Annotated in this window: 17 protein-coding genes; 4 read left to right on the forward strand and 13 right to left on the reverse strand. The window is 60.5% G+C overall.

Translation table 11 applies throughout. The features are described from left to right. Positions 1–28 precede the first annotated feature (28 nt). From secG to KHO31_RS08040, 6 genes are all read right to left on the reverse strand, one after another. Positions 29–406 (reverse strand): preprotein translocase subunit SecG, encoded by a 378-nt coding sequence (secG, locus tag KHO31_RS08015; protein ID WP_211623017.1) that lies wholly within the window; start codon positions 404–406, stop codon positions 29–31. 82 nt (positions 407–488) lie between these two features. Then, complete coding sequence (tpiA, locus tag KHO31_RS08020) at positions 489–1,268, reverse strand: triose-phosphate isomerase (RefSeq protein WP_201075138.1); 780 nt, start codon at positions 1,266–1,268, stop codon at positions 489–491. Between the two features lie 129 nt (positions 1,269–1,397). Then, complete coding sequence (locus tag KHO31_RS08025; protein ID WP_201075137.1) at positions 1,398–2,414, reverse strand: NAD(P)H-quinone oxidoreductase; 1,017 nt, start codon at positions 2,412–2,414, stop codon at positions 1,398–1,400. Between the two features lie 206 nt (positions 2,415–2,620). Continuing rightward, positions 2,621–4,768 (reverse strand): polyribonucleotide nucleotidyltransferase, encoded by a 2,148-nt coding sequence (pnp, locus tag KHO31_RS08030; protein ID WP_201075136.1) that lies wholly within the window; start codon positions 4,766–4,768, stop codon positions 2,621–2,623. A gap of 340 nt (positions 4,769–5,108) precedes the next feature. Further along, a complete protein-coding gene (rpsO, locus tag KHO31_RS08035) occupies positions 5,109–5,381 on the reverse strand; it encodes a 30S ribosomal protein S15 (protein ID WP_011487489.1) in 273 nt (90 codons plus the stop codon). 195 nt (positions 5,382–5,576) lie between these two features. Next, a complete protein-coding gene (locus KHO31_RS08040) occupies positions 5,577–6,893 on the reverse strand; it encodes a branched-chain amino acid ABC transporter substrate-binding protein (RefSeq protein ID WP_211623221.1) in 1,317 nt (438 codons plus the stop codon). Between the two features lie 184 nt (positions 6,894–7,077). On the opposite strand from KHO31_RS08040, the gene KHO31_RS08045 reads away from it, so the two are divergent. Continuing rightward, positions 7,078–7,641, forward strand: a complete 564-nt coding sequence (locus KHO31_RS08045) for a hypothetical protein (protein ID WP_201075135.1) — start codon at positions 7,078–7,080, stop codon at positions 7,639–7,641. Between the two features lie 252 nt (positions 7,642–7,893). Here KHO31_RS08045 and KHO31_RS08050 read toward each other — a convergent pair whose 3' ends face one another. The 7 genes from KHO31_RS08050 to KHO31_RS08080 form a co-directional block, all read right to left on the reverse strand. Continuing rightward, positions 7,894–9,441, reverse strand: a complete 1,548-nt coding sequence (locus KHO31_RS08050; protein ID WP_201075133.1) for a 2-isopropylmalate synthase — start codon at positions 9,439–9,441, stop codon at positions 7,894–7,896. Between the two features lie 348 nt (positions 9,442–9,789). Then, positions 9,790–10,659, reverse strand: a complete 870-nt coding sequence (pssA, locus tag KHO31_RS08055; RefSeq protein ID WP_201075132.1) for a CDP-diacylglycerol--serine O-phosphatidyltransferase — start codon at positions 10,657–10,659, stop codon at positions 9,790–9,792. Positions 10,660–10,683: 24 nt separating this feature from the next. Next, complete coding sequence (locus KHO31_RS08060; protein ID WP_201075130.1) at positions 10,684–11,322, reverse strand: phosphatidylserine decarboxylase; 639 nt, start codon at positions 11,320–11,322, stop codon at positions 10,684–10,686. Between the two features lie 117 nt (positions 11,323–11,439). After that, on the reverse strand, positions 11,440–13,140 hold the full coding sequence (gene ltrA, locus KHO31_RS08065; RefSeq protein WP_171925029.1) for a group II intron reverse transcriptase/maturase: 1,701 nt from the start codon (positions 13,138–13,140) through the stop codon (positions 11,440–11,442). A 1,190-nt stretch (positions 13,141–14,330) separates the two neighbouring features. Next, a complete protein-coding gene (gene ilvC, locus KHO31_RS08070) occupies positions 14,331–15,347 on the reverse strand; it encodes a ketol-acid reductoisomerase (RefSeq protein WP_012432364.1) in 1,017 nt (338 codons plus the stop codon). 145 nt (positions 15,348–15,492) lie between these two features. Further along, entirely contained in the window at positions 15,493–15,984 is a 492-nt protein-coding gene (gene ilvN, locus KHO31_RS08075; protein ID WP_011487482.1) for an acetolactate synthase small subunit, read from the reverse strand. Positions 15,985–16,096: 112 nt separating this feature from the next. Beyond that, on the reverse strand, positions 16,097–17,860 hold the full coding sequence (locus KHO31_RS08080; RefSeq protein ID WP_120303682.1) for an acetolactate synthase 3 catalytic subunit: 1,764 nt from the start codon (positions 17,858–17,860) through the stop codon (positions 16,097–16,099). Positions 17,861–18,223: 363 nt separating this feature from the next. Here KHO31_RS08080 and KHO31_RS08085 point away from each other — a divergent pair, with 363 nt between their 5' ends. From KHO31_RS08085 to KHO31_RS08095, 3 genes are read left to right on the forward strand one after another with little or no spacing between them, the layout of a single operon-like run. Beyond that, entirely contained in the window at positions 18,224–18,787 is a 564-nt protein-coding gene (locus KHO31_RS08085) for an RNA polymerase sigma factor (protein ID WP_063495282.1), read from the forward strand. Continuing rightward, positions 18,784–19,212 (forward strand): DUF3619 family protein, encoded by a 429-nt coding sequence (locus KHO31_RS08090; protein ID WP_201075129.1) that lies wholly within the window; start codon positions 18,784–18,786, stop codon positions 19,210–19,212. Before KHO31_RS08085 ends, KHO31_RS08090 begins: the two co-directional genes overlap by 4 nt. Positions 19,213–19,228: 16 nt before the next feature. After that, positions 19,229–19,987 carry a DUF3106 domain-containing protein gene (locus tag KHO31_RS08095; RefSeq protein ID WP_201075128.1) on the forward strand — a complete coding sequence of 253 codons (759 nt, stop codon included), beginning with the start codon at positions 19,229–19,231 and terminating at the stop codon, positions 19,985–19,987. Position 19,988 lies beyond the last annotated feature (1 nt).

Here is a 19,988-nt window from a genome sequence, read left to right on the forward strand (position 1 = left end):
AACGCACAAAAGCACTTTGAACGAAAATTTATTTCGGCACGTCTGTAGCGGGGACGGATGCAGCCGACGCCGGCAATATTGCCGAGCCACCTGCCGGCGCTGCCGCAGCGGAAGCCGCCACAGGTGCAGTCACAGCCGTGCCCAGCAAGCCCGCGGACGGTTTCGCGCGATACGCACCGAGGTACGTGAGCGTCAATGTCGTTACAAAAAACACGGCTGCGAGGACTGCCGTTGTACGCGACAAAAAGTTTGCCGAACCGGTCGCACCGAACAGGCTGCCCGATGCACCGCTACCGAATGCAGCGCCCATATCGGCGCCTTTGCCGTGTTGCAGCAAGACAAGGCCGATGACCCCGAGTGCCGACAACAACTGAACGACGATAATCAATGTTTTCAAATACAGCATCACACTCACCTGAGTCTTTATTTAACCGCGCCACACAAAGTATGCCGCGCGGGATTGGGTCATCCTCGCCGAGGCGCCCTGCTTAACCGGCGACGCTCGTCGCGGCCGCCGCTTTGCAGATCGCCAGGAAATCCTGGTCTTTCAACGACGCGCCGCCAATCAGGCCACCGTCGATATCCGGCTCGCGGAACAATTCTTCCGCGTTCTCCGGCTTCACACTGCCGCCGTACAACAACGGCACATCCGCCACCGCCGCGCCTTTTGCTGCCAGACGCGAACGCAGGAACGCATGCACTGCCTGCGCCTGGTCCGACGTCGCGCTCTTGCCAGTGCCGATCGCCCAGACCGGTTCATACGCGACAACGATACGTGCCGCGTCCTCAACCGACAGCTTCGCCAGCACTTCATCCAGTTGCGTGCCGACCACCTGTTCGGTCGAACCCGCTTCACGCTCTTCGAGCGTTTCGCCAACACACACGATCGGGGTCAAACCTGCTTCCAACGCCCGCTGCGTCTTCACCGCCACCAACTCTGAGCTTTCACGATGGTAAGCGCGGCGCTCCGAGTGCCCAACGATCGCGAGCGTGGCACCGAAATCCACCACCATCTGAGCAGCCACTTCGCCGGTATAGGCCCCATGTGCGAACGCCGAGACGTCCTGCACGCCCCACACGACCTTGCTGCCTTCCAGCAACGATTGAGTCTGCGCGAGATAAGGGCTCGGCACACAGACACCGACGCGCACATCAGCGGGCAATTCGCCCGCGCCTTGCGCCACTGCTTGCAACAGCGTTGTGTTCGCGGCGAGGCGCCCGTGCATCTTCCAGTTACCGACTACCAGCTTGGCTCGTTGTTTCGACATCGTCTCGTCGTCTCGTCTTTCGTTGGCGGCGGACTTGGCTTGCGCTTACAGCCCGCCTTTCGGATTCATGCGGCGTGCGCAAAACGCGCAATTTTACTGCGTGGGGTGGATCGGGTCAAACCGACCGTGTCAAGCGTCCTGACCCCAAGTCAATACGATCTTGCCAACGTGCGTGCTGCTTTCCATCAGCGCGTGCGCTTCGGCGGCCTGCGCGGCCGGAAACACGCGATGCACCACCGGCTTGATATGGCCATCTTCGAGGTGAGGCCACACGCGCTCTTTCAACTGCGCGGCGATCTTCGCCTTGAACTCGATCGGCCGGGGGCGCAACGTCGAACCCGTCACAGTCAAACGGCGACGCAGCACTTCATTCAGATTCAGCTCCGCCTTCGCGCCGCCCAGCAAGGCGATCAGCACGATGCGGCCGCCGTCGGCCAATGCGGTCAGCTCACGCGGCACATAACTGCCCGCCACCATGTCGAGGATCACGTCGACACCGCGATCATTCGTCAGCGACTTGATGACTTCGACGAAATCCTCAGTTTTGTAGTTGATCGCACGTTCGGCGCCGAGCGCCTCGCAGGCGCGGCACTTTTCGTCCGAGCCGGCCGTGGCGAACACGCGAAAACCCAGCGCGTGCGCGATCTGGATCGCCGTCACGCCGATGCCGCTCGAGCCCCCCTGCACCAGCAGCGTCTCGTTCGGGGCGCCTTCGCCCTTGCCGAGCTGCGCCCGGTCGAACACGTTGCTCCACACCGTGAAGAATGTTTCCGGCAGCGAAGCCGCCTCGACGTCCGACAATCCGGCGGGCACCGGCAAGCACTGCAACAGCGGCGCGGTCGCGTATTCCGCGTAACCGCCACCGGCGAGCAACGCACACACGCGGTCACCCACTTTCAAGCCGAACGGGTTGTTCTTCTCGTCGATGGCGCCGTCGACGATCTCGCCCGCCACCTCCAGCCCCGGCAGATCCGAAGCACCCGGCGGCGGCGCGTAGCCGCCCTTGCGCTGGAACACGTCCGGACGGTTGATGCCCGATGCTGCCACCTTGATCAGCACCTCGCCCGCTTTCGGCTGCGGCATCGGCCGCTCAGCCAGCTTGAGGACGTCCGGTGCGCCGAATTCGGTGATTTCGATCGCTTTCATCTGCGTCTACTCCAAGATTGGATTGCGTTGCCTACGAACGGAAATCGTCTGAGCTGCGACGAAGCGCTTCATGCAAACAGAGTACCCGCTTATGCCGGGTTGCACCTGCTTGCGTCTGTGCCTGTTTGCAACGCAATCCACCCTGCACCCTTCATGAAAAACGGCCGGCGCGCATTCGCGCTGCCGGCCGTCGCCCTGCTACCGCATTACTGCGGCGTCGGTTCGCCTTGCGGCGCGCCGCTCGAGGCGTCGTTCAGCAACGCCTTGGCCGACAAACGCACGCGGCCCTTTTCGTCCGTCTGGATGACCTTGACCTTCACTTGCTGGCCGTCCTTCAGGTAGTCGTTGATGTCCTTGATACGCTCGTTAGCGATTTCGGAGATGTGCAACAGACCGTCCTTGCCCGGCAGGATGTTCACGATCGCGCCGAAATCGAGCAGCTTAAGCACGGTACCTTCGTACACTTGGCCCACTTCGACTTCCAGCGTGATGTTCTCGATACGCTTCTTCGCTTCGGCCATCCCTTCGCTGCTCGTGCTGGCGATGGTGACGACGCCGTCGTCCGAAATATCGATCGTCGTGCCGGTTTCTTCGGTCAGCGCGCGGATCACCGAACCACCCTTGCCGATCACGTCGCGGATCTTTTCCGGATTGATCTTGATGGTGATCATGCGCGGCGCGTAGTCCGACAGCACCGTGTTCGCGCCAGACACCGCCGAGGTCATCTTGCCGAGGATGTGCATACGGCCTTCCTTCGCTTGCGCGAGAGCGACCTGCATGATTTCCTTGGTGATGCCCTGGATCTTGATGTCCATCTGCAGCGCGGTCACGCCTTGCTCGGTACCCGCGACCTTGAAGTCCATGTCGCCGAGGTGATCTTCGTCGCCGAGGATGTCGGTCAGCACGGCAAACTTGTTGCCTTCGAGGATCAGGCCCATCGCGATGCCGGCAACGTGCGCCTTCATCGGCACGCCTGCGTCCATCAGTGCGAGGCAGCCGCCGCACACCGAAGCCATCGACGACGAACCATTCGATTCGGTGATTTCCGAAACGACACGGATCGAATAGCCGAATTCGTCGGCGCTCGGCAGGCATGCAGCCAGCGCGCGCTTGGCCAGACGGCCGTGACCGATTTCACGGCGCTTCGGCGAACCGACGCGGCCCGTTTCGCCGGTCGCGAACGGAGGCATGTTGTAGTGGAGCATGAAGCGTTCGCGGTACTCGCCTTCGAGCGCGTCGATGTTCTGCTCGTCGCCCTTCGTGCCCAGCGTCGCGACCACCATCGCCTGCGTTTCGCCACGCGTGAACAGTGCCGAACCGTGCGTACGCGGCAGCACGCCGGTACGGATTTCGATCGGGCGCACAGTGCGCGTGTCGCGGCCGTCGATACGCGGCTCGCCGTTCAGGATCTGGGTACGGACGATCTTCGCTTCGATGTCGAACAGCACATTGCCGACGCTAGCCTTGTCCGCCGCAACCGTGCCGGCTGCCGCTGCTTCTTCTTCCAGCTTGGCCGACGTTGCTGCGTAAACTTCCTTCAGCTTGGTCGAACGGGCTTGCTTGTCGCGGAGTTGATAAGCGGCGAGCAGATCGGCTTGCGCCAGTTCCGACACGCGGGCGATCAGCGGCTCATTCTTGGCGGCCGGCTTCCAATCCCATTCCGGCTTGCCACCTTCGCGAACCATCTCGTGGATCACGTCGATCGCGACCTGCATTTGTTCGTGGCCGAACACCACTGCGCCGAGCATGATTTCTTCGGACAGTTGCTGCGCTTCCGATTCCACCATCAGCACCGCGCGCTCCGTACCGGCGACGATCAGGTCGAGTGCCGATTCCTTCATCTGCGGACGCGTCGGGTTCAACACGTATTCGTTGTTGATGTACGCCACGCGTGCTGCGCCAACCGGGCCGTTGAACGGCAGACCGGAGATCGCGAGCGCCGCCGACGCGCCGATCAGCGCGGGGATGTCAGCGGGAACTTCGGGGTTCAGCGACAGGACGTGGATCACGACCTGGACTTCGTTGTAGAAGCCTTCCGGGAACAGCGGACGCAGCGGACGGTCGATCAGGCGCGAAATCAGCGTTTCGCCTTCCGACGGACGGCCTTCACGGCGGAAGAAACCACCCGGAATCTTGCCTGCGGCGTAGGTCTTTTCGAGGTAATCGACAGTCAGCGGGAAAAAGTCCTGACCCGGCTTGGCGGTCTTGGCGCCGACCACGGTCGCCAGCACAACGGTGTCTTCGACGTCGACGATCACCGCGCCGCTCGCTTGACGAGCGATTTCGCCCGTTTCGAGACGAACCTTATGTTGTCCCCACTGAAATTCTTTGACGATCTTGTTGAACATAGTCATTGCTTTTCCTCTTCGTTATGCCGCGCGGACCAGAAGCGGCGCGGCAACGCCAGGACCGGCGCCACAGGGGAAGAGTAGTGTTATGCCATTCCAGAGAACCACGCCCTACGTTTATGTACGCGCGCGAACCGCTGGAATGACACAAAGCTCTGCCCTGAAGCCCGGCCGTATTTCTGCTTTTTTGCTACTTTTTTTACTGCTGTTTTCCTGCTAGCCGCCGCATGAATCGTCACGCTACCGCGACCGGCAGGCGGTGCACATCACATGAAGCGCACCGTGCAAAAACAAAATGCCTGTATCAGTGGAACTGACACAGGCATCTTGCTGAACGACTGGCCGATTACTTACGCAGACCCAGCTTCTCGATCAGTGCGCGGTAACGATCCGCGTCCTTACCCTTCAGGTAGTCGAGCAGCTTACGACGGCGGCTCACCATGCGCAGCAGACCGCGGCGGCTGTGGTGATCTTTCGTGTGTGCCTTGAAGTGAACGGTCAGTTCGTTGATACGGGTCGTGAGCAGCGCGACCTGAACTTCGGGGGAGCCGGTGTCGTTAGCTGCGCGTGCGAATTGCGCAACGACTTCGGACTTCTTGCTTGTTTCAACTGCGGACATGTCGATTTCCTTAAGAACTAGACAGGCGGTCACGGAAGAAAGGCCGTGCCGTGGGTTACCCGAGCGCACATGCCACATGACAACCATGTGGCATGCCTCACAACGGGACGCGTATTGTAGCACAGCCCAATCCGGCCGCGAACCCTACTGGCCGGGCGGGATCGTGGGCAGTTTGCGTTGGCCCGAGCGCCCGCTCTACCGCTTCATCTTGCACACGGTCGGCGGCATGGTGCGCTCGGGCGGCAAAGCCAGCACCGTACGGAAACCGTAGCCTGAACCTTCGTCATCGAACTTGACGCCCGGCGTGCCGACCCTATCCATCTCCATCACGTAAAGGGGCTGGATCAGCTGGTGATCATCGGCCCGCATCCACGAGGCGTGGAAGCCGTGGTCGAATTTGATGCCCTCCAACGCCCGGGCGACGGCTGTCGGGTCGGCACTGCCGGCGCGGTTCATCGCCGTGGCCAGGGCTTCGATCATCAATGACATGCGCAGCACCGGATAATCGTCCTGCGCGGCCGGGAAACGGGCTCGAAACGCCGCGTACCAGGCGTCGGAAGCCGCGCCGCCGACGTTCGGGTGCCAGTCGGCTACCGCGATCACATGTTTGACGCCGGCGTCACCCAGCGCGGCAGGCGCGCCGAGGCTGTTGCCGTAGAAGGTATAAAACCTGGTGTCCAGACCCTGCTCTCGCGCGGCCTTGACCAGCAGCGTCAGATCGTTACCCCAATTACCGGTGATAACCGCGTCCGCGCCGCTCGCGCGAATCTTGGCGATGTACGGCGCGAAATCCTTCACGCGGCCGATCGGATGAAATTCGTCGCCGACGACCGCAATATCCGGGCGCTTTGCGGCCAGCGCCGAACGCGCGAGACTGCTGACGTCGTGGCCGAAGCTGTAGTCCTGGTTCAGCAGATAAACCTTCTTTACGGCCTTGTCGCGCTGGATCACGTCAGCCAGCGCATCCATGCGCATGCCCGCGTGCGCGTCGAAACGGAAGTGCCAGAAGCTGCAATTGACGTTGGTCAGGGCGGGATCGTCGGCGGAATAATTGAGGAACAGTTCGCGATTGCCCGGCTCGCGGCTGTTCTGCTTGTCGATCGCGCCGATCAGCGCGGCCGCCACCGCCGAGCTGTTGCCTTGCATGATGTAACCGATGTGCCGGTCCGCGGCGGCGCGCAGTTGCACCAACGCCTCCTCGGCGCTGCCCTTGCTGTCCAGCACGACCAGCTCGAGCGGATGCGCGCCGTCGGCGAGCTTCACGCCCCCTTGTGCATTCACCTGTTCGACACCGAAGCGCAGATTGCGCTCCACCGCCGCGCCCGCGTTCGCGAACGGGCCGGACATGCCTTCGATCAGCGCCAGCTGGATCGGCGTACCCGTGGGCTTGTCTACTGGCTTGCCTGCCGGACCAGACGCCGCTTCTCCCGCGGCGTAAGCCGCCGCGGCCGCCGAAATCGCCGCCAGCGCCACGACTGCTGCTGCCGCCCGTTGCCACTTCGCCATCGTCATTACCCCGCTGGATTCGTCGAAGCGCGGATCATAGGGTGTTCCAGACGGAATAAGCAAGCCGGCGAATCCGTTACTGTGCTGCCGGCGACGCCTTGTACGAAGCGCAAATCTTTTGCTGCCGCCCGTGTCAAAATAATGCGGCTCGATGATAAAAACCGCTACTCAAATGCCATCGGAGGAATTCATGTTCAACCGCCACCCATCCACGGCGGCCTCGATCGAAGCGCCGCCTGTAGCACGCCTGCGCCGCGCCGCGCTCGCCTGCCTGAGTGCGCTCGCGCTCACGGCTACGCTCGCCGGCTGTGTCCAGCCATGGCAGCAATACAGCCAAGGCGCGGACGAATCGACCATCATCGCCCGCCTCGGCGCGCCGCGTGAAAGTTACGACCTGCCCAACGGCGGCAAGCGGCTGATGTGGCCAACCCAGCCGATGGGCGAAACCACCACCGCCGCCGACATCGACGCATCCGGCAAAATCGTCACCGTGCGCCAGGTGCTTCAGCCCAACGAGTTCTACCGGGCGGAAATCGGCAAGTGGACGAAGAGCGATGTGCTGGTGAACTTCGGCCGCCCAGTCGAAACATCGTACTTCCCGTTGATGAAGCGTGAGGTCTGGACGTATCGCTATCTGGAAGACAATGTCTGGTACATGATGTACAGCTTTTATTTCGACGATCAAGGCATTGTGCGGCTCACGCAGAAAACGCCTGACCCATTGCACGATCCGGATCGCCGCAGCCTGTTCTGAGTACACGCTCGAACCCATTGCGCATGAATTGACGAAGCCGCCTCTTCAGGCGGCTTTTTTTATTTATTGCGCATACCGGTGAGTTTTATTTTGCGTACAGCGCGGTCGATGCGGCGCGCCGCGACGGAGTAGCTTGAGTGCACGCGGCGCGTAAAACGTGCGCAGGAAAAGCAGGAAGCCCCAAGCTTTCAGGGCACGGGGCTTCTTGTCAATCAGGTTCGGCAGGCGCGCCGACAGCGCCCTGCTTTCCCACTACTCCGAACGTTGCGGATTCAACTTATCGAAGTTCGAATGCAGCTTGTTGAGTGCCGAGATATACGCCTTCGCGGAGGCCGCGACGATATCCGGATCGGTGCCCACGCCGTTGACAATGCGCCCGCTCCTCGACAGCCGCACGGTCACTTCGCCTTGCGCCTGCGTTCCGGTTGTGATCGCGTTCACCGAGTACAGCAGCAATTCCGACCCGCTCCCCACTTCCGTTTCGATCGCATTGAGCGTGGCATCCACGGGACCGTTGCCGCGTGCTTCCCCGGTCACTTCCTTGCCTTCGACCGAGAAAACGATCTTCGCGTGCGGCTGCTCGCCGGTTTCCGAATGCTGCGACAGCGAGAGGAACTTGTAGTGCTCCTTTTCCTGCGCTTCAGCCGACTCCTCCGTGACGATCGCAATGATGTCTTCGTCGAAGATTTCCGACTTGCGGTCGGCCAATTCCTTGAAGCGCGCAAACGCGGTATTCAACTCGCCCTCGCTATCGAGCGCGATACCCAGTTCCTGCAGACGCTGTTTGAATGCATTGCGGCCCGACAATTTGCCGAGCACGATCTTGTTCGCGCTCCAGCCCACATCTTCGGCACGCATAATTTCGTACGTGTCGCGCGCTTTCAGCACGCCGTCCTGATGAATACCGGAAGCATGCGCAAATGCGTTCGCGCCAACCACCGCCTTGTTCGGCTGCACGACGAAACCCGTGATCTGCGACACCAGTTTCGACGCGGGCACGATTTGCGTTGTATCGAGACCGACATCGAGGCCGAAGTAATCCTTGCGGGTCTTCACCGCCATCACGATTTCTTCGAGCGACGTATTCCCCGCGCGCTCGCCGAGACCGTTGATCGTGCACTCGACCTGACGCGCGCCGCCAATCTTCACACCGGCCAGCGAGTTCGCCACCGCCATGCCAAGGTCGTTATGGCAATGCACCGAGAACACGGCCTTATGCGAGTTCGGAATACGCTCGCGCAGCGTCTTCACGAGCTGGCCGTACAACTCCGGCACGCCATAGCCGACTGTATCCGCGATGTTGATAGTCGTCGCGCCCTCGGCGATCACCGCTTCCAGCACGCGGCACAGGAAATCCATGTCCGAACGGCTGCCGTCTTCAGGCGAGAACTCCACGTCGTCCGTGAACTTGCGGGCAAAACGCACCGCCAGCTTTGCCTGTTCGAACACCTGATCCGGCGTCATGCGCAGCTTCTTTTCCATATGCAGCGGCGACGTTGCGATGAACGTGTGGATGCGGAAATGATCGGCCGGCTTGAGCGCGTCAGCCGCGCGTTGAATGTCTTTGTCGTTCGCACGGGCCAGCGAGCAGATCGTGCTGTCCTTGATCAGGCCCGCGATGGTATGGATCGAATCGAAGTCGCCATTCGAGCTGGCCGCGAAGCCCGCTTCGATCACGTCCACCTTCATCCGTTCGAGCTGCTTCGCGATACGGATTTTCTCTTCCTTCGTCATCGACGCGCCGGGCGATTGCTCGCCGTCACGCAACGTGGTGTCGAATATGATCAGTTTGTCGGCCATGTCGGGTCTCCTGGGGCGTCGTTCAATTGGGGGATCGGATATTGGAATTCGGGTGTTTGCGCCACCGCTGGCGACGCTAAACCACAGACGAGGCAGACGGAAGGCGGAAATGATCAGCGATCAGCGCGCTAGCGCGTCTAGCGGTGCGCAGGCTTGTTGGGGCTCGTGTTGCAGCTCAAATGGGAACGTGCACGCATTCATCAAACGACTATAGCGGCATTCCCCTGATCGTGCAATTGGCACCGGACCTGCCTGCCACGCGCCGCCAGACCGGCCCCGCCAACAAAAAACGGCAGCCTCGGAAGGCTGCCGTTTTCTATGTCATTTCCATGCAAAAGCGGTGCGCAATTACCTGTCCCGCGCCACCGACCGAGCCGGATTCGCCCTGCCCCGCATCGCCTGGTAGCCCCAGAACACGTAGCCCGACAGACCGTACAGCACGAACAGGCCGAACAGCATCAGCGGCGGATCGGACGACACCAGCACGAACGCCACCACCACCAGCAGAATCACGCCGAACGGCACGCGGTGCCGCACGTCGAGCGCCTTGCCGCTATAGAACGGCGCGTTCGACACCATCGTCACACCGGCGTAGATGGTCAGCACGAAAGCGACCCACGGCAGCCACACCAGCTTGAGCGGCACGCGGTTGTCGGTGGCGAGCCACACGAAACCGGCGATCAGCGCAGCAGCAGCCGGACTGGGCATGCCTTGGAAGAAGCGCTTGTCGACCACGCCGATGTTCGCGTTGAAACGCGCGAGACGCAACGCCGCTCCTGAACAGTAGACGAACGCCGCGAGCCAGCCCCAGCGGCCGAGATCTTTCAGGATCCACTCGTACATCACGAGCGCCGGCGCCACACCGAACGACACCATGTCCGACAGGCTGTCGAACTGTTCGCCGAACGCGCTTTGCGTATGCGTCATGCGGGCGACCCGGCCGTCCATACCGTCCAGCACCATCGCCACGAAGATCGCGATCGCCGCGATTTCGAAGCGCACGTTCATCGCCTGTACCACGGCGAAGAAGCCGCAAAAGAGTGCGGCGGTGGTAAACGCGTTCGGCAGCAGGTAAATGCCGCGCTTCCTCAGGAACTGCTGACGCTGAGCGCGCCGGCTCTCGACTACCGGCGACTCCGCCACCATCGGCTTGTTACGGCGGAACGGACGCGGGAGCGGTCCGCCATTGCGGGGTCGACGCGGTTTGAATGCGGCCATTCGGAAAACCTCCTTGGTGCCGCTTTATAGTTCAGCGAGGATCGTGGACGACGCGGAAACCTTCTCGCCGATCGACACACGCGGACGGCTGCCAACCGGCAGATACACGTCGACACGCGAGCCAAAACGGATAAATCCGTAACGCTGGCCACGCGTGAGCGGCTCACCCGCACGAACGTAGCAGAGAATGCGCCGCGCGATCAAACCGGCGATCTGCACCGACGTCACGGTCTGGCCGCCGGCCATTTCGATCACCAGCGCATTACGCTCGTTTTCGAGCGAAGCCTTATCCACTGCCGCGTTCAGGTACGCGCCCGGGAAATATTCGACCTTCGAGATCGCGCCATCCACCGGCGAGCGTTGCGAGTGGACATTGAATACGTTCATGAACACGCTGATCTTCAGCGCTTCACGGTTGGCATATGGGTCATGTGCAGTTTCGACTGCGACGATACGGCCGTCTGCCGGGCACAGCACAGCGTTGGCTTGAGTCGGAATCGGCCGGGCCGGATCGCGGAAGAACTGCACCACGAAGGCCAGAATCAGCCAGAACAGCCATGCAAAGCCGAACCCCGCGAAGAATTGAACCAGTAGCGCTACGACGGCTGCGATGGCGATGAACGGCCAGCCTTCTCGCGCGATGATCGGATGAGGGTAATTCATGGATGGCTTCAGTATTTTTGGAGGGTAGCCCCCCTTCCTCGCGGAAGAAGGGCCCCCTAAGAACCGTACGTGCGAGTTTCCCCGCATACGGCTCAAATCTACAAACAAAGCCCGGTCTTAGGACCGGGCCGGCTTAGTTACCGCAATTTTACCTGCGTGCACCTGCTGATGGCAGTGCGGGTGAAGCAGAACCCTGTTCGAGAGAGCGTCCGTGCCACCATGCATCCGATACTCTAGATGATGGTCATGCCAGCCGGTCTCCTTTGTCAGGGCACAGCCACAATGCGAGCAAAGCCCGTCTTGCGACATATACAGCGAAACCCATTGCTTCCGATAACGCATTGAGTGTTCCATGCGCGCCTGTCGCAACTGTTCGCCGTACTGCTCCCACTCAGGATCAAAGGGATTGAATGCTCCTTTGACCTTTCTGTGTCGCTTAATTTCCGTACCGCTGATCTGGTACAGGCTAAGCAACCCCTTACCACCGTCGTCACGAGCTACAGGAACAGCGAACACCCAGTGTCGATTGCCCTCCGAGTGAAAGTATTTCTTCTTCACCCATTCGGCGCTCTTGTTCAGGTGCCGCCTCTTCGACCACCGCCAAAGCCTTCGGAAAATCAAAGACTCCATGCGGCTGTATGCCTCTTTGGCGACCACAGGACTGTGATACTGCGCCCAGCCCCGTAGCATCGGGTTCAGCAGTCGAATCAGATTCTCCTGCTTTACCGTCTTATGACCGCTGATCGTATCCGCCACCTTGCGATAGAACGTTTTCACGTTCTTCTTGCTCGGCTTGATGAGTAGCGTCCCCGAGTACTTACGGAAATTCCACCCCAGGAAATCGAAGCCTTGGTCAATGTGCGTGATCCGCGTTTTCTCCTCGGACAGTTGCAGACCTCGAACGGCAAGGAATGTTTCCACCCAAGGTCGAACTTCCTGCTCCAGCAACTCTTGCGAGTCACCGGTGATCACGAAGTCGTCCGCGTACCGCACCACATTGACTTTAAGCTTGTTGGCTTTTGCGATCCCAAACTTCGCACTAAGGTGCGCTAGCAGTTCTCGCTCCAGCCCGTTCAGCGTCACATTCGCCAGCGTCGGAGAGATGATCCCTCCTTGCGGCGTACCGGCCTCTGTCGCCTGAAGCTGCCCCTTGTAAATCAGGCCAGCTTTCAGCCATTTCCGGAGGATTTCCTTGTCCATCAGGACATGGGTCTCCAACCAGTTATGGCTAATATGGTCGAAGCATCCCTTGATATCCGCCTCCAGCACCCAACGGGCTGAGCCCTTCTGGGACATGGCGACGAATATCTGTGACATGGCGTCAGCCGTCGAGCGGTTTAACCTGAACCCATAAGAGTTCGGGTCGCTCGTCGATTCCGACACCGGCTCCAAGGCCAGCAGATACAAGGCTTGCATCGCCCTGTCCCGCATGGTCGGAATGCCCAGAGGGCGCTCCTTTCCATTGGCCTTGGGGATAAAGACTCTCCGTAAAGGCAGAGGCTTATATCCACGCCGCTTCAACCTGCCGACAGCAAGCCATCGGCTCTCAGGCGAGTCCCAAAGTTCGCGATCGACTCCAGCCGTTCGCGCACCCTGATTCTGCGTAACACGTCGTACCGCATACAGCTTTGCGGACAACGTGCGGGTCAACATCCGTTGCAGGGCTCTCCCCCTGCGCCAGTTGCCTTCCCGCGTCGCCTTCGCAATTCGAATCTGCATCCCTCTCACGTTCCGTTCAACCCGCCGCCAATCTACGGCGTACCAGTTGTCCGGCGCGTGGGAAAGCGCAGATCCGTCCTTTCGGACAGATACTCTCATGCTGCTCTCCTACTCGAAGAAGTGAATCCCGAGCGAAGAAGTGAATCCCGAGCGAAGAACAGATCGCCCCTTGCGGGAGCGATCTGCTCCCGCAAGGGGGTTAAAAACATATGCTGACGGTCCAGAAGCCCGACAGCAATCATCTTCCAGCTAAGGGTTAGTCAGCCATCTTGCGACGGTAGACCAGACGGAAGTCTGCCCGCTTTCGCGTGGGGTAATGTTCCAACCCCTATCCGACCCATTACAGACCGGCTTTCGCTTTCTCCGTCATCCCATACCTGCACAATCAACAGCGTCCCTCGCGGTTCGCCTGCCAGTCAAACTACGACCGGCAACCATACAGGCTTACCACGTTCCCGGCGTGTCACACGACTGACTTAGGTTCTGCCTATTCCCCGGCGGTCCGATGACGACGTAACCCGAATTTACAGCGGGTTATCCGACCGCACACCTGTTTGGTTGATGCCTGTCAGCAGCTTTGGCACCGTCCTACTTACGAGGTTTATCAGCAGTTCACTTGCATTAACCATATCAGCCAGCCTAGCCCCTCAACCCCGTTGCTGCTGGGAGTCTCCGGATGGTCATCTCGCAACCACCATCCGCCCGAACTTCCGGGGGGTACATTGTTAGAAGAGCTTCACACCCCACCATTGCCAGTGACGCATGTCTTCCTAGGCTACTGCTGGTCGTACAGCAGGTTCACTCCCCTCGCCAATGCAGCCAGCGAGGCCGAACAATGACACACCGAGCTTTTCGCTCGTATCGTTTAGCGACTCCGTTGCCCTGAGGCGCAGGAATTGCAAACATCACCCCGCCCTGTCGGCGGAGATGAAGCCGCTGACTGGGCGGGACCTGACGGTAATCAGGTCAATGCAATACGGTTGACGGCGGAATGCACCGTGTCCCGTGTTCACTACTAAGGTGTGCCCCTAAGGACACATCTACTGCTTAAAGTGCGGCTCACAAGGGAGCCGCCTGCGGAGGGCATGGTGAGTCCAGTCGAGACCTTCCTCAATAACCCTCTAGTCGATGCCCCGTAACGTGGGGCTGACGGACACGAGCGTGCGTGTCGCACGTAAAACCGTAGGATAGCAAAAGCCGCCCAGGGTTCAGCACCCTTGGACGGCTTTTTGCATTACCGGCTGCCGCGACGATGCGCCGCGCCAGTCAGAGGCTGTAAAGCTGGCTTCTTAGTTCTTCGACTGATCGACCAGCTTGTTCGCAGCGATCCACGGCATCATCGAACGCAGCTTGGCACCGACCGTTTCGATCTGGTGCTCAGCCGTCAGACGGCGGCGCGATTGCAGCGTCGGTGCGCCGGCCTTGTTTTCGATGATGAAGCTCTTCGCGTACTCGCCGGTCTGAATGTCCGTCAGCACAGCCTTCATCGCCTTCTTCGTTTCAGCCGTCACGATACGCGGACCCGTCACGTACTCGCCGTATTCAGCGTTGTTCGAGATCGAGTAGTTCATGTTCGCGATGCCGCCTTCGTAGATCAGGTCGACGATCAGCTTCAGTTCGTGCAGGCACTCGAAGTACGCCATTTCCGGCGCGTAGCCTGCTTCCACCAGCGTTTCGAAGCCGGCCTTGATCAGGTCGACCGTACCGCCGCACAGCACCGCTTGTTCGCCGAACAGGTCGGTTTCCGTTTCTTCGCGGAAGTTCGTTTCGATGATACCGGCACGGCCGCCGCCGTTCGCTGCTGCGTACGACAGCGCGATGTCACGTGCTGCGCCCGACTTGTCTTGCGCAACGGCGATCAGGTGGGGCACGCCGCCACCTTGCGAGTACGTACCGCGAACCGTGTGACCCGGCGCCTTCGGCGCGATCATGATGACGTCCAGATCCGCACGCGGGATCACTTGACCGTAGTGCACGTTGAAGCCGTGTGCGAAGGCCAGCGCTGCGCCTTGCTTGATGTTGGCGTGCACTTCCTTTGCGTAGACTTCAGCGATCTGCTCGTCCGGCAGCAGCATCATGACGACGTCTGCGCCCTTGACGGCTTCCGCCACTTCCTTGACTTGCAGGCCAGCGTTTTCAGCCTTGCTCCACGATGCGCCGCCCTTGCGCAGACCGACCGTGATGTTCACGCCGCTTTCCTTCAGGTTCAGCGCGTGAGCATGGCCTTGCGAGCCATAGCCGATGATGGTGACTTGCTTGCCCTTGATGAGGGAGAGGTCGGCGTCCTTGTCGTAGAAAACTTTCATGTCGGTTCCTTGGCTAAATTCGGTGAAATCAGTGAAATACAAATACTGCGAATGTTGTGTTGCTTGGCCGGGTTCTTAAAGGCACTACCCGGCTTCGATCGAGACGGCTAATAACGCAACTTAGAACCGCAACCCAGCTCGCGCGTCAAACCTTCAGAATGCGCTCGCCGCGGCCGATACCTGAACTGCCCGTACGGACGGTTTCGAGAATCGCAGTCGCGTCGATCCCTTCGATGAAGGCATCGAGCTTGTCGCTCGCGCCCGTCAGTTCGATCGTGTAGGTCTTTTCGGTGACGTCGATGATGCGGCCGCGGAAAATATCCGACATCCGTTTCATCTCCTCACGTTCCTTGCCGACCGCCCTCACCTTGATCAACATCAGCTCACGCTCGATGTGGGCGCCCTCGGTAAGGTCGACCACTTTCACCACCTCGATCAGGCGGTTCAGATGCTTCGTGATCTGTTCGATCACGTCGTCCGAGCCAATGGAGACGATGGTCATGCGCGACAGCGAACGGTCTTCGGTCGGAGCCACCGTCAAGGTTTCAATGTTGTAGCCGCGTGCCGAGAACAGACCCACCACGCGTGATAACGCGCCCGGTTCGTTTTCCAGCAGGACAGAAATAATGTGTCTCATGTTTCGCTTCTTCCAGATGTTTTGTCGATGTATGCGAGCGGTTTCGCGCCGCTTCGTCCGCCTTCGCCCTTTTTGAAGGCGCGCATGACGAAGCCAACGCTAAAAACCGTCGTTATAGATCTTCCGAACCCATGAGCATCTCAGTGATGCCCTTGCCGGCCTGGACCATCGGCCAGACGTTTTCGGTCGGGTCGGTCTGGAAGTCGAGAAACACCGTGCGATCCTTCAGGCGCAGCGCTTCTTTCAGCGCCGGTTCCACATCGGCCGTGCGTTCGATACGCATGCCGACGTGGCCGTACGCTTCGGCGAGCTTCACGAAATCCGGCAGCGCATCCATGTACGAATGCGAATAGCGCTTGCTGTATTCGATCTGCTGCCACTGGCGCACCATGCCCAGATAGCGGTTGTTCAGCGAAATGATCTTCACCGGAGTCTCGTACTGCTTGCAGGTCGAGAGTTCCTGGATACACATCTGGATCGAGCCTTCGCCCGTGATACAAAGCACGTCGTCGTCCGGGTGCGCCATCTTCACGCCCATCGCCGCCGGCAGGCCGAAGCCCATCGTGCCGAGGCCACCGGAGTTGATCCAGCGGCGCGGCTTGTTGAAGCGGTAGAACTGCGCCGCCCACATCTGGTGCTGGCCGACGTCGGAACACACGAAGGCATTGCCGTCGGTCAGTTCCCACGCCTTTTCCACCACGTACTGCGGCTTGATGATGTCGCTCTTGCGGTCGAACTTCAGGCAATCTTTGGCGCGCCAGGCTTCGATGTCCTTCCACCAGTCGGCGAGCGCCGCGGTGTCGGGGCCATGCTCGGCCGTTTGCAACTGCTCGATCAACTCCTTCAGCACTTCCTTCACGTCGCCGACGATCGGAATGTCGACCTTGACGCGCTTGGAGATGGAAGAAGGATCGATGTCGATATGGATGATCTTGCGCGGACGCGATGCGAAGTGCGCCGGGTCGCCGATCACACGGTCGTCGAAGCGCGCGCCGATCGCGATCAGCACGTCGCAGTGCTGCATCGCCATGTTGGCTTCGTACGTGCCGTGCATGCCGAGCATGCCGAGGAATTTTTTGTCGCTCGCGCGGTAGCCGCCCAGACCCATCAACGTGTTGGTGACGGGATAGCCGAGCAGATCGGCGAACTGGTTCAACTCACGCGATGCATCCGCGAGGATGATGCCGCCGCCGGTGTAGATGTACGGACGCTTGGCCGACAACAGCAAGGCCACGGCCTTGCGAATCTGGCCGGAGTGACCTTTCGTGACCGGGTTGTACGAGCGCAGCGAAACGGTCTTGAGCGGTTCGTACTGGCACGGCGTCTTCGACACGTCTTTCGGAATGTCGATCAGCACCGGGCCGGGACGGCCGGTTCGGGCAATGTAGAAAGCTTTCTTGACGGTAGCGGCGAGGTCGCGCACGTCCTTCACGAGGAAGTTGTGCTTCACGCAGGGACGCGTGATGCCGACCGTATCGCACTCCTGGAATGCATCCTGACCGATCGCGGCAGTCGGCACCTGGCCGCTGATGATCACCATCGGGATCGAATCCATGTAGGCCGTCGCGATACCGGTCACCGCATTGGTGACGCCGGGGCCGGAGGTCACGAGGCACACACCCACTTTGCCGGTGGAACGCGCATAGGCGTCAGCGGCATGGACTGCGGCTTGTTCGTGGCGCACGAGGACGTGCTGGAATTTGTCCTGCTTGTACAGCTCGTCGTAAATGTAGAGTACCGAGCCGCCGGGATAGCCCCAGATAAACTCGACGTCTTCGTCGGCCAGTGCCTTCATGAGCACGGTGGCGCCGATAGAGTCAGCTTGAGGATGGAGGGTCGTATCCGACGTGGAGAATTCCGCGCTGGGCATATTCATTTATTCACCTTTCGAATTTTCGGCAAAAAATTGATCGGGTGCTCTCTGCCGGGCTTGTGGCTCGGGTTCAAGCGGCGCGTCCAGTTGACAGGTGAGCTTCTTGGGCCACACCTCAATTGAGACAAGTCACTTATGTTGCGAACCAGCGACGATATCTGCAGATGTCCGCGCGGTCAAGCAAATATTGCCCTGGCGCCCTGCCCCTGAATCGCTCCATCGGCTAAAAGTGACCGAAAGCTTGTTATAGAGATGCAAGATACGGCGGGTTTCGCCCCAGCGACGCGAAAGTTTGTTAGCATCCGCGAGTTTTACGACATTTTTCGACCGATTACGCGCACGCACGCTGCGCCGACCCCCAAACGGATGGCATCAGACAAGGAACTCGCCGATTTTCTGGCGGGCGTCGAAAGGCGCGCATTCAAGCAGACGGTCTACGCCGTGCGGGACGACGACGCCTCGCTCGATATCGTGCAGGACGCGATGATCAAGCTCGCCGAAAAATATGGCGACCGTCCTCCCGCCGAACTTCCGCTGCTGTTTCAGCGTATTCTTCAGAATGCGATGCACGACTATTTTCGTCGTGCCAAAGTGCGCAATACTTGGGTTAGTCTATTCTCGTCGCTCGGCAACGCCGACGACGACGAGTTCGACCCACTCGAAACATTCGAGGCGCAACAAGGTTCAGCGGGCTCAGAAAGCAACGAACAGAAACTCGAACGCGAACAAGTCTTACAGTTAATCGACGACGAGATCCAAAAGTTACCGGCACGTCAACGGGAGGCGTTTCTCATGCGTTATTGGGAAGATATGGATGTCGCCGAGACTGCCGCCGCGATGGGCTGCTCCGAAGGCAGTGTGAAAACACACTGCTCGCGGGCCACCCACACGCTGGCGCAAGCGCTCAAGGCTAAAGGAATCACGCTATGAGCTCCCTAGAAACCAAAGAACTCGAGTTCGCCCGCCAGGTGCGCCGCGCGCTCGACGAAAACGCTGCCAGTATTTCGTCCGCCACGGTCGACCGGCTCGCCGTGGCGCGCCGCGCCGCGCTTGCTCGCAAGAAGCCCGAAACCGTGAGCGCGCCGGTGTTCGCGCCCGCCCTCGCCGGCGCCGGGATGCCGGCGGGTATGCCGCACGTCGACATGCCCCAGCGCCGCCGTTCGCCGCTGCGCCGCTTTGCGCTCGCCTGGCCGCTCGTCGCCCTGGTCGTCAGCCTCGTGGCCATCGCCTACTGGGAAGACCAGCAGCGCACCGCCGAACTCGCCGATATCGATGCAGCCATGCTAAGCGACGACTTGCCGCTCAATGCCTATCTCGACCACGGCTTCAACGCGTACCTATCACGCGCCCACTGAGCGGGAGATTCTTCGGGTGAGTTACAAGCGCGGCTTAGCCGTTGTTTTCGGATGCGCGATCGCGGCTCTCGTGTCGTTTGCCGCGACGTATCCGCGCTTTTATCCGAGCCCGTCGACCGCCAGCGCGCCTGCCGCCGGCGGTAACGCGACCGCCAAGGCGCCCGCGCCTACCCTCGCCGTCGATCTGCCGAGCCTGTCCGACAGTAATAGCCCGATGGCGTGGTCGCGCCTGACCTCGGCCGAGCATGTCGCGCTGGCTCCGTTCGCCAGCCAATGGGACTCCTTTAGCGACGAACGCAAGCGCAAGTGGATCAAAATCGCGTCGCGTTATCCGAAGTTATCGCCTGATGCGCAAAAGCGTCTGCATGATCGGATGACTGAATGGGTGCGCATGACGCCCGATCAACGACGCGTCGCACGCGAAAACTACCAGGTCTCAAAGGAATTGCCGCGCGAAACCCGCCAGAATGCCTGGAAGGCATATCAGCAGTTGCCGGAAGAACAGAAGGAGCGGCTCGCCGCGAGCGAGCGCAAGAGGCGGCCGAGCGTCGTGAGCGCACCGCCATCCGGCAAAACTGAGATCAAGGGCCTCGACCGCCTGGTCAACGCCCGGGAGCACGGCGCGAGCGGTGTCGCGGCGGTGAGCGCCGCGGCTGCCGCTTCGTTGCCGAGCCCGGCCGCCACACCGGCGATTCCCGCTGCGGGCAGCTTCGTGCCCGCCACGCCGCTGCCGGTTTCGCCGGCCGAGGCGCCGTCGATCTTCAACGGCTCCTGAT

This window comes from Paraburkholderia domus, assembly GCF_905220705.1.
In the GTDB taxonomy this organism is placed as follows: domain Bacteria; phylum Pseudomonadota; class Gammaproteobacteria; order Burkholderiales; family Burkholderiaceae; genus Paraburkholderia; species Paraburkholderia domus.

Excerpts from the sequence above, each read along its gene's own strand:
- secG (WP_211623017.1), bottom strand. The coding sequence starts at position 406 with ATGCTGTATTTGAAAACATTGATTATCGTCGTTCAGTTGTTGTCGGCA.
- tpiA (WP_201075138.1), bottom strand. The coding sequence starts at position 1,268 with ATGTCGAAACAACGAGCCAAGCTGGTAGTCGGTAACTGGAAGATGCAC.
- KHO31_RS08025 (WP_201075137.1), bottom strand. The coding sequence starts at position 2,414 with ATGAAAGCGATCGAAATCACCGAATTCGGCGCACCGGACGTCCTCAAG.
- pnp (WP_201075136.1), bottom strand. The coding sequence starts at position 4,768 with ATGACTATGTTCAACAAGATCGTCAAAGAATTTCAGTGGGGACAACAT.
- rpsO (WP_011487489.1), bottom strand. The coding sequence starts at position 5,381 with ATGTCCGCAGTTGAAACAAGCAAGAAGTCCGAAGTCGTTGCGCAATTC.
- KHO31_RS08040 (WP_211623221.1), bottom strand. The coding sequence starts at position 6,893 with ATGACGATGGCGAAGTGGCAACGGGCGGCAGCAGCAGTCGTGGCGCTG.
- KHO31_RS08045 (WP_201075135.1), top strand. The coding sequence starts at position 7,078 with ATGTTCAACCGCCACCCATCCACGGCGGCCTCGATCGAAGCGCCGCCT.
- KHO31_RS08050 (WP_201075133.1), bottom strand. The coding sequence starts at position 9,441 with ATGGCCGACAAACTGATCATATTCGACACCACGTTGCGTGACGGCGAG.
- pssA (WP_201075132.1), bottom strand. The coding sequence starts at position 10,659 with ATGGCCGCATTCAAACCGCGTCGACCCCGCAATGGCGGACCGCTCCCG.
- KHO31_RS08060 (WP_201075130.1), bottom strand. The coding sequence starts at position 11,322 with ATGAATTACCCTCATCCGATCATCGCGCGAGAAGGCTGGCCGTTCATC.
- ltrA (WP_171925029.1), bottom strand. The coding sequence starts at position 13,140 with ATGAGAGTATCTGTCCGAAAGGACGGATCTGCGCTTTCCCACGCGCCG.
- ilvC (WP_012432364.1), bottom strand. The coding sequence starts at position 15,347 with ATGAAAGTTTTCTACGACAAGGACGCCGACCTCTCCCTCATCAAGGGC.
- ilvN (WP_011487482.1), bottom strand. The coding sequence starts at position 15,984 with ATGAGACACATTATTTCTGTCCTGCTGGAAAACGAACCGGGCGCGTTA.
- KHO31_RS08080 (WP_120303682.1), bottom strand. The coding sequence starts at position 17,860 with ATGAATATGCCCAGCGCGGAATTCTCCACGTCGGATACGACCCTCCAT.
- KHO31_RS08085 (WP_063495282.1), top strand. The coding sequence starts at position 18,224 with ATGGCATCAGACAAGGAACTCGCCGATTTTCTGGCGGGCGTCGAAAGG.
- KHO31_RS08090 (WP_201075129.1), top strand. The coding sequence starts at position 18,784 with ATGAGCTCCCTAGAAACCAAAGAACTCGAGTTCGCCCGCCAGGTGCGC.